At 59.8% G+C, this 11,584-nt stretch carries 12 protein-coding genes; 8 read left to right on the forward strand and 4 right to left on the reverse strand.

Translation table 11 applies throughout. From position 1 onward, the window contains the following. Window positions 1–179: 179 nt before the first annotated feature. From AC1DTN_RS34965 to AC1DTN_RS34980, 4 genes are all read right to left on the reverse strand, one after another. Complete coding sequence (locus AC1DTN_RS34965; protein WP_477924684.1) at window positions 180–1,502, reverse strand: pilus assembly protein TadG-related protein; 1,323 nt, start codon at window positions 1,500–1,502, stop codon at window positions 180–182. A gap of 74 nt (window positions 1,503–1,576) precedes the next feature. Then, window positions 1,577–2,170, reverse strand: a complete 594-nt coding sequence (locus AC1DTN_RS34970) for a TadE/TadG family type IV pilus assembly protein (RefSeq protein WP_477924685.1) — start codon at window positions 2,168–2,170, stop codon at window positions 1,577–1,579. Further along, window positions 2,157–2,723: a TadE/TadG family type IV pilus assembly protein gene (locus AC1DTN_RS34975; protein ID WP_477924687.1), complete on the reverse strand. Its 567-nt coding sequence runs from the start codon at window positions 2,721–2,723 to the stop codon at window positions 2,157–2,159. Before AC1DTN_RS34975 ends, AC1DTN_RS34970 begins: the two co-directional genes overlap by 14 nt. A 358-nt stretch (window positions 2,724–3,081) precedes the next feature. After that, window positions 3,082–4,155 (reverse strand): ABC transporter ATP-binding protein, encoded by a 1,074-nt coding sequence (locus AC1DTN_RS34980; RefSeq protein WP_477924688.1) that lies wholly within the window; start codon window positions 4,153–4,155, stop codon window positions 3,082–3,084. Between the two features lie 101 nt (window positions 4,156–4,256). Here AC1DTN_RS34980 and AC1DTN_RS34985 point away from each other — a divergent pair, with 101 nt between their 5' ends. The 8 genes from AC1DTN_RS34985 to AC1DTN_RS35020 all read left to right on the forward strand — a co-directional run. Further along, a complete protein-coding gene (locus tag AC1DTN_RS34985) occupies window positions 4,257–4,946 on the forward strand; it encodes a GntR family transcriptional regulator (protein ID WP_477924690.1) in 690 nt (229 codons plus the stop codon). Beyond that, on the forward strand, window positions 4,943–5,926 hold the full coding sequence (locus AC1DTN_RS34990) for an alpha/beta hydrolase (RefSeq protein WP_477924692.1): 984 nt from the start codon (window positions 4,943–4,945) through the stop codon (window positions 5,924–5,926). The genes AC1DTN_RS34985 and AC1DTN_RS34990 overlap by 4 nt, the downstream gene beginning before the upstream one ends. A 19-nt stretch (window positions 5,927–5,945) precedes the next feature. After that, window positions 5,946–7,148: an ABC transporter substrate-binding protein gene (locus tag AC1DTN_RS34995; protein WP_477924693.1), complete on the forward strand. Its 1,203-nt coding sequence runs from the start codon at window positions 5,946–5,948 to the stop codon at window positions 7,146–7,148. Window positions 7,149–7,248: 100 nt separating this feature from the next. Beyond that, window positions 7,249–8,172, forward strand: a complete 924-nt coding sequence (locus AC1DTN_RS35000) for a carbohydrate ABC transporter permease (protein ID WP_477924694.1) — start codon at window positions 7,249–7,251, stop codon at window positions 8,170–8,172. After that, window positions 8,169–9,002 (forward strand): carbohydrate ABC transporter permease, encoded by an 834-nt coding sequence (locus AC1DTN_RS35005; protein WP_477924696.1) that lies wholly within the window; start codon window positions 8,169–8,171, stop codon window positions 9,000–9,002. Before AC1DTN_RS35000 ends, AC1DTN_RS35005 begins: the two co-directional genes overlap by 4 nt. A gap of 22 nt (window positions 9,003–9,024) precedes the next feature. Continuing rightward, complete coding sequence (locus tag AC1DTN_RS35010) at window positions 9,025–9,906, forward strand: sugar phosphate isomerase/epimerase family protein (protein ID WP_477924698.1); 882 nt, start codon at window positions 9,025–9,027, stop codon at window positions 9,904–9,906. Further along, window positions 9,903–10,898, forward strand: a complete 996-nt coding sequence (locus tag AC1DTN_RS35015; protein WP_477924697.1) for a Gfo/Idh/MocA family protein — start codon at window positions 9,903–9,905, stop codon at window positions 10,896–10,898. The genes AC1DTN_RS35010 and AC1DTN_RS35015 overlap by 4 nt, the downstream gene beginning before the upstream one ends. Before the next feature lie 519 nt (window positions 10,899–11,417). Beyond that, window positions 11,418–11,584 (forward strand): transposase (locus tag AC1DTN_RS35020; RefSeq protein ID WP_477924700.1); only part of this gene is annotated, 167 nt, incomplete at its 3' end.

Genomic DNA, 11,584 nt, shown 5'->3' on the forward strand with positions numbered 1-11,584 from the left:
TGAATTACGCATCTCAAGCACCGGTAATGCCGAGTTCTTCAACGGAACCGGCGCGAAGCGGCCATGTCCGTCGAGAGCACTCCTGATTCCGTAAAGATATCCTTCTGGAGTCCCAGAGCGGGATGACACATGCAGCCGAGTTGCAGGCACGAAAAATCGGGCCCGCGCAGGCCTGCATCTTACCTGCTGACCCTCAGATTCGATAGTGAGTTGCCAATCTGCTTGAAGGCGAACTGCAATGCTGCGGTGGTGGGCGAGTTRAAGTAAAAGGCGTTCTGGCTCGCGCAACCACGCAGGAGATTCTGCGTACCGGTGCCGGGATTGTTGAACGCGATCGTGTAGACGATAACGCCTGCATTCTTCATGGCCGTGCAAACCTTGCTCAGCCGATTGTTGAGCTCGGTCACTGCTGCGTTGGAATTGCTCGTCCCGAGATTTTTGTCGGCAAGCCAGCCATAGGCGCTGTAGACCTCCTCTGACATCGTGTTCGCACCGTCGGTCATGATCACCGCCGCCTTGCTCATGTGCGGAGTGTAATAATCCAGSGGAAGCTTGTACGTCGTCATGTCGCCACCCCAAAGACCGCGCCAYTTGGGTGACAGCATCCGCCATCCCCAGACGGATCCRAAGTTGACGTGCGTGTTGCCGACCGCCTTCATGGCACTGATCGCGGAAACGACCTTCGCCTTTTCGGGTGTCAGCCGGGTGACTTCGGCCGGGCAGTTCTTGTTCGGACCGTTCGTTTCATTGAGCGTGGCGTCATAGGTCTTCGTGCCCTTGCTGTTGACGCTCATCCAGTCGTTGCCATCGCTGTCTTCCCAGTAGTAGGGCATAAGCGGTTTGGCRGACGGCAGTGCGTCGGAGACATCGTCCGCGGTCGCGCTCTGTGCCTCGACACAYCCACCCCATGAGGTCGTTCCCCAGTCGAGCGCCGCGAGCGAYCCCGCCTTCAGCCAATCCGTGTGCGCCTTTCCGACATTGACCGTCTGCGAGAAAGGCACGATCCCCACATAGAGGTTTTCGGCAACGGGCTTGTCGCCGTAGAGAATGTCGACGAGTGTGTTGGCCGCACTCTTGAGGCTGGTGATACCTGAGCCGGCCATCGAGCCTGTATTGTCCAGCACCAGCGCCAGTTCAAGTCCACTGGTCGAACGCTCGATGACGCTCTCCGCGCTGGTGCTGATCGTCTGGATACCGAGGACCTTCATGAGCGATGCCGGTGCGCTGGCGCTCGCCTTCACAGTCAGCGTCTTGTTGTCGCTCGAGATCGTCCAGGTGAGACTGTCGAGCGTCGCGCCGGTCTGTCCGTCCCCGAAATTGGCCATGGTGAACTTGCGCAGTTGGACATCGATCGTCGCGTTGTCGAGCTTGGCGACGGTTGACAGCGCTCCCGCGTCGATCGAACGCTGGAGGGTCGAATGCAAGAGCATCAGCCGGGCGGCATCAATGCCGAAGCCCGTCGCACCGATCAGCACGAGACTGGCGATGCCGACGAATGGCAATACSGCACCATCTCGGTCCCGGCGAAAACGCGTAAWCGTGGATCGCAATCCCATGGGATCAATCTCTTTTGCGGCTAGCATCCGGGCGCGCTTGTGAGGCTGCCGAGACGGGGGCGGAAAACCGCGGTCTTATAGAGTTGCGGTTCGATGGAGATGAAGTTCGCAAACATCGGCGARTGCCGGTAAAAAACCTCGGCGACGATGGCGTTGTCGGTAGCGTCCAGCGTGAGGYTRCCRGGCAGCGTCGCCGCCTTGTTCACGATGCCGATCTTGCTCGTGCTTGGAAGCGCGCCGCCCTTGCACTGCCACGCCACGATAGGAGTGGCGCCACCCGTTCGCGATACCGAGGACAGGATCACATAACCGTTCTTGCTGAAGTCGTCGGTTCCCATGATCTCGGACGTRACGGTGAATATCGAYGTGACGTCGGAGGCGGTCAGTGTTTCGTAGCGGGAAACCGCGTCGGCCACSGTGGAGGCCATCTGCGAGGCCTGGAAATGAGATCGCGCGTAAAGGGCAATTTCGCCGCCGCCGCAAAGGAGCAGCAGCAACACAGGCATTATGATGGCCATCTCGATTCCGGCAACGCCCTTGTCATCGCSCACAAGGCGACGGATGAGGAGAACCGACCCTCTGGCCGCACGGCAGACGATATCAATAGGGCTCATTCTGAACCACCGCTGTTGCCGTCAGTTCAACGGTGCCGTTGTTGCCGATGAGCCGGTTGAGAAGAGGTGTGTGGAAGGTCCAGGGATAGGTCACCGTGTAGATRACGACCTGGGCCGTGCCTCCATAGCCGCTGGCACCCTGGTCCTTGTCGTAGACGCCGTTGCCGTTGACGTCCGTAAAGTTCTCGCCGTTGTCSCGGACACCATTGCCATTCTTGTCGATAAAGGGTTCCGGCTTTTTCAGCACGTCGAAGCCCTTGTAGGAAAGGCTCTTGATGACAAGTTTGTCGGCATCCATGATCACGCCAGCTTCCGACCTGATTTTCTGCTTCACGGTCGCGTCCTGAGTGGACTTTTCCGACACGAAGCCCGTCCTGCCCGTCCTTGCAGCGTCATAGGTCGCGTTCTTCAAAAGAATGTCGGCGGCAAACGCGATTCCCGTCTCTATGATGGCGAACGTGATGAAGATCAGGACCGGAGCAATGATCGCGAACTCAACGGCAGTTGCACCCTCTTCAGACGCGCGAAATCGCACGGTCGCGAGAGCTCTCAAAACACACCTCACCTGCCGAAAACTTCAACCTCAGGAAGCAATATCCGCGGAATGTTCACAGGTTTCTAACAGAAAGGATCAAATTTGATGCAACCGCCGTTTAGTCCAGTTTATCTTGTTTCCCGGATAGACAGCATCCACATGCGAACTGCGAGGCTCTACCAGGTAACATCCGCACGGATGAGAGAAGCATCGACATGTACAATCTCACCCTTGGTGATCTTGGCTGCCACGCAGACTTTTACTGACCTTGCCCCCAATTTTTAGTTCGCTCCAGCGGTTTTTGGGCAGGTCAACTCCATCCTCGCCCGACAAAGCCATATATTGCTGCCAAAACGATCCCCGCCCGGTCGGTGTTTCAATCCAACCGCCTGCCGGTTCCCCGCGAGAAGAGATGGACATGGGCCATGTCGCCTTTGACATGAATGGTCTCGCCGACGGCGATAGTCGTGTCTCGCGGAAACTCCACGCTCAGCATACGGCTATGCCCGACTTCAATATAGCCGTATGTTTGACTGCCGAGGCGCTCGGCCACCACGAGCTCGCCGCTGAACCAGGCCTCCTCGGCAGTACAACGTGTAAAATCTTCAGGCCGGATACCGAGGACGATCTCGCCCTCTGGTAGTGCCGCGTGCCCTGAACGATTGAGAGTGATGGTCTTGCCGAGAACCGCAATCGCGCCCGAGCGCAACAACACTTCTGCCCGAATAGTGTTCATGGTCGGGCTGCCGATGAAGCGGGCAACGAAGAGGCTGGCCGGGCGGTGGTAGAGATCAAGCGGCGGGCCGATCTGTTCGACCACGCCGCCGTTCATAACGACGATACGGTCGGCGAGCGTCATGGCCTCGACCTGGTCGTGGGTGACGTAAACGGTGGTCGCCTTCATGCGCTTGTGCAGCTTGGCGATCTCCAGCCGCATCTCGACGCGCAAGGATGCATCGAGATTGGAGAGCGGCTCATCGAATAGAAAGGCAGCTGGTTCGCGCACAATAGCGCGCCCCATGGCGACGCGCTGACGCTGTCCGCCAGAGAGCTGCGCGGGCCGACGGTCGAGGAAAGGTTCGATCTTCAGGACGTCAGCGGCATGGGAGACGCGTTTTTCGATGGCCGCGGTATCGGCGCCGCGCATCTTCAGGCCAAAAGCCATGTTTTCATGCACGCTCATATGCGGATAGAGCGCGTAATCCTGGAACACCATGGCGATGTCGCGTTCGGCTGGCGGCAGATCGTTCATGACCCGCCCGCCGATATCTAGCGTGCCGCCGCTGATATCTTCAAGCCCCGCGATCATGCGCAGAAGGGTCGATTTCCCACAGCCCGAGGGACCGACGAGAACCAGGAACTCCCCGCTTGCAATATCGATATCGACGTCGTGAATGACCTGCAGCGAGCCGTAAGATTTCCTGATCTGCTTCAAACTAATTGCCGTCACGCCGTATCCTCCCTGATGTCATTTAGGCACTTGACCTTAATTATCGATATCAATATCAATAATGATAGCACATGCAAACGGAATTCTGCAGAGCGAGATTGATGACTTATTTTTCCGCCAGACAAGCAGGCAGGCACGCCGCCGCAAAGCCGGCCAAATCCACCGGCGCCTTCAATGCGCTGAAGCGGGATATTCTGCTCGGAACGCTGCCCGCCGGAACGGCACTGACTGAGCTCGACCTTGCGGCACATTTCGGCTGCAGCCAGGGCACGGTTCGCGAGGCCTTGCTGCAGTTGCAGGAAGAAGGCCTGGTTCTGCGCCAGGGTCATCGCGGCACCCAGGTCTCCGCTTGCACCGCCGACGAAGCGATCGAGATGTTCCGCGTTCGCCAGCAAATCGAGTGCAACGGCATCATGCGCGTGATCAAAGCGCCGAGCCGGACTTTGTTAAGCGACCTGGGTCAGCTTTTCGAGGAAATGATGGATGCCGCCCGCCAGGGCGACGAGCTCGAGCTCGCTTCTTTCGACCGCGACTTTCATCGCCGGATTTTCCAGGATGCAGCCCTGCCGGCGCTGGATCCCATTCTCCATCGTTGCCTAGTACATAATCACCGCTTCAAGATCTCGCGCAGCACGACGCCACGCGATCTCGTTGCCACCGCCCAGCGCCACCATTCGATCATCGAGGCGATCGAGAGCGGCGATGCTGCCAGGTCGGTTGCCGCCCTCCACCATCATATCGCGACCATTGTCGATCTTGGCCCCGATGTCTTCCCGGATGCCAGACAATGAGTGCCGCCTTAACCGACATGGGTCTTCTGTCGCCTGAAATGGCAGTACTTCTCGCGCGTGTGGCGGCCGAGGACGGTCCGCTTCCCGATCCGACGACCCTGCCGCCGACAGAGGGTCGGGCGCAGTCGGAAAGAGCAAACCGGCGCTGGAACCTCGATCTGCCAGCGATGCAATCAGCGCACGATATTTGGATCGAACCGGACGCGACGCTTGGTTCCGCGCGCTTGAGAATTCGTGTGTTCATTCCGCATGCGGCGAACCCAGGCGCCGTTTTCTTCGTCCATGGCGGGGGCTTCGCTTTCTGTTCGCCTGAAAGCCATGAGCGTTGCGCGCGGGTATTGGCAATCGAGACGAACATGGCCGTGCTGGTTCCGGATTATCGCCTTGCGCCGGAGCATCCTTACCCCGCTGCTCTGACGGATGTCGTTGCCTCTCTGCGCCAACTGCAGTCGTCTCCCACCATTTTCGGTGTCGGCGCCGGTCCGATCCTTATTGGGGGCGATTCCGCCGGCGCCAATCTCGCGCTTGCGGCCATTCTCCATGAACATAAGGTCGGACGCCCGGCACTCGCGGGAGCGCTCCTGTTTTACGGCACCTTCGCGCGCGATTTCACCACGGACTCCTATCGCGATTTCGCCGACGGACCTGGCCTGACGCGCGACAAGATGCAGCGCTATTGGCAATGGTATGTCGGCGATCGTGATGTCGGGCTCGACCCGCTCGCCTGCCCGCTTGCAGCGTCCAATCAAGCGATTGCGGCCCTGCCGCCGCTGCATCTCATGGCCGCCGCCGTAGACCCCTTGCTCTCGGACACGCTGATCCTGCACCAGCGTCTGCAATCGCTCGGGCGCAACGAGACCGTCACGGTCGTACCCGGCGTAACGCATGGATTTCTGCAGAACACAATCGACCTGGCTGCGGCGCGGGAGGCGCTTTCAGCCGCAGGTCAAAAGGCAAAGGAGATGACGGCACAGGTTTGACCGTCAGGAGGAGGAGAGAATGAAGAAGTTTCTGAAGAGTCTGGCTCTCGGCGTCGCGCTTGCATCAAGCTTGGTGGCAAGCGCTGCCTCTGCCGAAACGGTGCATTTCTGGTATCACTTCGATAATCCGGAAAATCCGATGGGCGATCTCGTTGCGAAGTTCGAAAAGGCCAATCCCGGCATCACCATCGATGCCGAAAACGTGCCGTGGAACAGCTATTACGACAATCTCTATACTTCGATCGTAGGCGGTAACGCGCCTGATGCGGCGATGGTGAAGCTCTTCGCCCAGCCGCGCCTTGCCGAAATGGGCGCGCTCGAACCGATCGACGACCGCATCAATGCCTGGCCCGGCAAGGCCGACCTGCTCGACAACCTGCTCGATATCAACAAGGGTCCCGACGGCAAGCAATATTACCTGCCTATCCAGTACGTCGTTCTCTACCTCTATTACCGCACTGACCTGTTCCAGGCCGCCGGCCTGAAGCCGCCGACGACCTGCGAAGAATTCCGGGACGCCGCCATCAAGCTGACCAAGGCGCCTGACGTCTACGGCTTCGGCCTGCGTGGCGGCAAGGGTGGCTGGGACCAGTGGGGCGCCTTCGTGCTCTCGCAGGGCGCCGAGCTGAAGCCGGGCGGCCTCACCAAGCCGGAAGCGGTTGCCGCCAGCCAGTGGCTCGTCGATCTCTTCCAGAAGGACAAGGTCATTCCGCCTTCGGCACCGAATGACGGCTTCCAGGAAATCATTGCCGCCTTCAAGGCCGGCAAGACGGCAATGACGATCCACCATATCGGCTCGTCGAACGATCTCGTGAAGGCTCTCGGCGACAAGGTCTCGGCCGTCCCGGTCCCGAAATGCGGTGGCGGACAGTGGACCTCCTATGGCGATGAGTCGCTCGCGATCTTCTCTGCCTCGCAGGTGAAGGACGCGGCTTGGAAGTGGATCTCCTTCCTCGCCGAGGGCGACAACAATGTCGCCTTCAACAAGGCGACCGGCCAGATGACCGTCACCAAGAGCGGCTCCGCGCATTGGACGCTGCATGAACGCCGCTTCGTCGACGCCACCGTGCAGTCCCTGCCCTTTGCCCATGTGCTGCCGCAAAACACCGCGACCTCGGAATTCGTCAATACGGCATGGCAGACCGCCATGCAGCAGGCGCTGACCGGCCAGATCACCTCGGCTGAGATGATGCAGCAGTTGGAAGGGCTTTTTTCGCAGTAAAGGCCGGCGATCCCTTGTGGGTTTCCCCGCCAAATCTGTTCGCGTCCAAATGCGGCGCGAACGGTCCTCATGAATGCGATTACAGTTCAGGAAGTCATCCATGTCTGTCAGCACGCTCAGTCCAGGCCACAGCATGGCAAAGCCAAAGCTGCTGAACGGCCGGATCCAGCCCTATCTGCTGCTTGCGCCCTCTCTGATCGTGACGCTGGTCATCGTTTTCTTTCCGATGGTCCAAGCCGTCGTCACCAGCTTCTACGACCTGGTGCTCTGGAAGCCCAACGCCACGAAATTCGTCGGCTTCGGCAATTACGTCAAGCTCCTTCACGACCCCGTCTTCTGGACAGCCCTCTGGAACACGATCATCTGGATCGGGCTAACCGTGCCGCTGCAGATGCTGCTCGGCCTCGTGACCGCCCTGCTTCTCCAGCGCGAATTCCCCTGGCGAGGCCTAGCCCGCGCGCTGATCATCATTCCCTGGGCGCTGCCGAGCGTCGTCATCGCGCTGATGTGGCGCTGGATCTATGATCCGACGACGGGCGTGCTCAACGATATCCTGCTCTATTTCTCGATCGTTCACAGCGCCGTGCCCTGGCTGGCAGACCCGCATTACGCACTCTATTCGATCATCGCCACGCTCACCTGGCAGGGTTTTCCCTTCTTCGCAGTGATGATCCTTGCCGGCCTGCAAGGCATTCCGCGCAGCCAATATGAGGCGGCGTCGATCGACGGCGCGTCCACGTGGCGGCAATTCCTGCATATCACCCTGCCCGGCATCGCGCCGGTGCTGGCAACGGCCGGGTTGCTGCGGGTCATCTGGGTTGCGAATTCGATGGACGTGATTTTCGTCATGACTGGCGGCGGCCCTGGCTATTCGACCCATACGCTGCCGCTCTACGCCTTCGTCCGGGCGCGGCAGAACGTCGATTTCGGCTATGGCACGACGATCGCGGTCACCTTCACCATTCTGCTCGGCGTCGTCGTCGCCTTCTATCTCGCCCGAACCATGCGGGAGGTCGAAAGATGAAAAAGCAAAACACGCTGCGCCGTATCCTGACCACGGACCTGCCGGTCTTCATCATCCTCATCATCGCCATGGCGCCGTTCGTCTGGATGATCCTGACCTCGCTCACGCCGACGGCAGTCCTCAGTGCCACGGGCGTCTCGCTAACGCCGGCCGGCTGGAGTTTCGACAACTATACCAGGCTGTTTGCCCAGACATCCTTCCTCGGCAATATGCTCGACAGTCTCATTATCGCTGTCGGTACCGTCGTGATCGGCCTTATCGTCTCGGTGACTGCAGCCTACGCCTTCTCGCGGTTTCGTTTCATCGGCCGCAAGCTGCTGATGCTGCAATTCCTGCTGATCAACATGTTTCCCGTCGTGCTGCTCATCCTGCCGCTCTTTATCATGATGCGCAAAGCCGGCATCCTCGATACGCATATCGGGCTGATCCTTGCCAATTCCACCGTCGCCATTCCCTTCGCGGTCTGGATGCTGACGAGCTACATCTCGGCCATTCCAAAAAGTCTGGACGAGGCGGCGATGATGGATGGCTGCTCGCGGCTGGCAGCGCTCTGGCGTGTCGTGCTGCCGCTCACCATGCCCGGCATCGTCTCGACCGGCATCTATATCTTCATCACCGCCTGGAACGAATATCTCTACGCGCTCACCCTTGGCGGCCGCAACGTGCGTCCCGTGACGGTGGCGATCCAGACGCTCATCGGCGAATACCAGATTGAATGGGGCCTGCTTGCTGCCGGCGCCGTCGTCGGGGCTCTGCCTGCCACTGCACTTTTCCTTCTCGTCCAACGCCGGCTGATCGGCGGCCTCACTCAGGGCGCGGTGAAGGGCTGATGTCACAGAAAGAGGAATGATCATGAACCCCGTCGGGTTGATATCGATGCAATACGCAAGGCCCTTCACGGCCGAGCACTTCCCGCTGTTTCGCCGCATGCGCGACCTTGGCTATGACTTCGTCGAGCTGCTGGTGCCGGAGCCGGGAGAACTTGACCTAGCCGAGACGAAACAGGCGCTCGACGATGCCGGCCTTGGCGTCGTCCTTGCCGCCCGCGTCAATCTCCAGCGCAATCTCTCGTCTGCCGAGGCCGAAGCCTATCGCGCCGGAATAGACTATCTGAAATATGCAGCCGATTGCGCCGCAGTCCTTGGCGCCAAGATCGTCGGCGGCCCGTTGACCGGCAACCCGCTGGTCTTTGCCGGCCGGCCGCCGCAGCCTGTCGCCGAAGATGAACGTATTGCGCGCAAGGAGCGCTGCGTCAACGGCCTGAAAGAGGCTGGCGACCATGCGCAGAAGGCCGGCATTCTTCTCGCCGTCGAACCGCTCAACCGTTTCGAAAGCGATGTGCTCTGCACGACGCAACAGGCGATGGAGCTCCTCGACGCCGTCGACCATCCCGCCGTTCAGCTGATGCTCGACACATTCCACATGCACATGGAAGAGGCCTCGATTGCCGAAGCGATCCGGCTAGGCGGCAAGCGCGTCGTGCATTTCCAGGCCAACGAAAATCACCGCGGCTTTCCCGGAACCGGCGCTACCGACTGGGTGGACGTTTGCCGCGCCCTGCACGAGATCGGCTATCAGGGTCCGGTTTCGCTGGAGCCGTTCCGCCGCAACGACGACCGCTTCGGCGTGCCTTTCGCCCAGTGGCGCCCGCCGCATGAAGACGAGAGCGAGAGGCTGGCGGCGAGTGCGGCCTTCATCAAATCCCATCTCACACTGACGGAATATCGCCGATGACATTGAAGATTGGTTGGATCGGGTGCGGCATCCATGCGACCCAGATGCTTCTCCCGCAGTTCGTCCGCCACGATGTTGAGCTCGTGGCGCTCTGCGACATCGATGCCAAGCGCCTGGCGTCCGCCGGCCGACAGTTCGGCGTTTCGACCCTGACCACGGATGCGAACGAGCTGATCAAGACGCCTGGCATCGATGCCGTCGGCATGGCCGTCGGTCCGGATCAACATCTGGCCTTTGGCAAGGCGGCACTGGAACGCGGCCTTCCCGTCTTCATGGAAAAGCCGCCATCCGGCAGCGCCGCCGGCGCCCGCGAATTGCAGGCTGCCTCGGAAAAATCAGGCAAGCCACTTCTTCTCGGCTTCATGAAACGCTATTCGGCCGGCAACAAGATTGCCGCCAATATCGTCCGCTCGGGCCGCTTCGGCGATGTGCTCGGTCTGACCGGTTATTACATGACGGCACCCGGCTATTTCGTCGGCAATGTCGATTATACCGGCTTCTTCCTGCACCATTGCGTCCATTACATGGACCTCGTCTCCTTCCTGGTTTCGCCGGTGACGAAACTGACCGCACGAAAAGTAGAGAAGGAGCCGGGCAAGGTGCTCTTCCACATCAACTTCGATTTCCAATGCGGCGCGATCGGCACGATTGCCATGGGCACGATCCAGTCGCGTGGGGCGCCGGTGGAACGCATCGAGCTCATGGGCGACCATCAGCGCATCGAAGTCGATAACGTGATCGACATCAAATGGAACCGCAACCCGCCCTTCAAGGTCGACGACCCCGCAGCCACTCTCACGGGCGAGATTGACAGCCTGACCTGGAAACCCAACTTCACCGCCGCAGCCAACGAGGATCCGAAGGGTTATTATTCGCTGCTGTCGGATGTCGTTCCCGCCCTTGGAGGTGCCACGACCGCAGCGCCCAGCATCCATGACGGCGTCATCGCCATGGAGCGGCTCGAGATGCTGAGAACCGAACTGGCGCTTTAGCAACCCGGGCTATTACATCTATTCGCTTGTGCGTTTGGGGCGCCATCGACATGATCCACTCAGGTCGTGCATCTTGGCGCACGCAAAAAAGGCCCGAGCTACGAGGCTCGGGCCAATGTCTAAGCCGCACAGCATGGGAGGAGAATGCGGCGGCCAGCTTGAGAGTACTTTGCGCATGGTTAATGGTTCGTTAAAGCGCTGCTCCAAGGTTGATCATGGAGACGCATTGCCGTCGCTGTAGCTCCCTCGGGCTGGCCAAAGGCGAAGCCTGGGAGAACATCTGTACCGAGTTCAGCAAGCTGATAACCTGCTCTCATCCCAATGCCTTCAGCAACGACGGAGGATCCCAGAACGCTACGATATCATCTCGTCGAGGCTAGAACGGCAAGCTCGGTACTCCGCACTTTCGGACTCGGGCTGGACTGGCTCCGTTACTTGTAAGCGCGAATTTCGGTGCGCCTTTTGAGACGCAGCGCTCTGAGGCATGAAGTGTCCACCAAAATAGGTGGACACCAAATCATGGATGAAGATGCTCCTAAACTGCAGGTGCGGCTTGTTGGTCGCGACGGCCGCCGTCGATATGACCCTGCCTCCCGAGATCAGCTTGTCGCAGCGTGTTTAGAGCCCGGCGTTTCGGTTTCGCGTCTAGCTCTGGAGCACGGCGTCAACGCCAATCTCGTTCGCAA

The organism is Rhizobium sp. 01T444, from assembly GCF_056398305.1.

Bases quoted from the DNA above. Each gene is read 5' to 3' on its own strand.
- AC1DTN_RS34985 (WP_477924690.1), top strand. From the start codon at position 4,257: ATGACTTATTTTTCCGCCAGACAAGCAGGCAGGCACGCCGCCGCAAAG.
- AC1DTN_RS34990 (WP_477924692.1), top strand. From the start codon at position 4,943: ATGAGTGCCGCCTTAACCGACATGGGTCTTCTGTCGCCTGAAATGGCA.
- AC1DTN_RS35005 (WP_477924696.1), top strand. From the start codon at position 8,169: ATGAAAAAGCAAAACACGCTGCGCCGTATCCTGACCACGGACCTGCCG.
- AC1DTN_RS35000 (WP_477924694.1), top strand. From the start codon at position 7,249: ATGTCTGTCAGCACGCTCAGTCCAGGCCACAGCATGGCAAAGCCAAAG.
- AC1DTN_RS35015 (WP_477924697.1), top strand. From the start codon at position 9,903: ATGACATTGAAGATTGGTTGGATCGGGTGCGGCATCCATGCGACCCAG.
- AC1DTN_RS35010 (WP_477924698.1), top strand. From the start codon at position 9,025: ATGAACCCCGTCGGGTTGATATCGATGCAATACGCAAGGCCCTTCACG.
- AC1DTN_RS34995 (WP_477924693.1), top strand. From the start codon at position 5,946: ATGAAGAAGTTTCTGAAGAGTCTGGCTCTCGGCGTCGCGCTTGCATCA.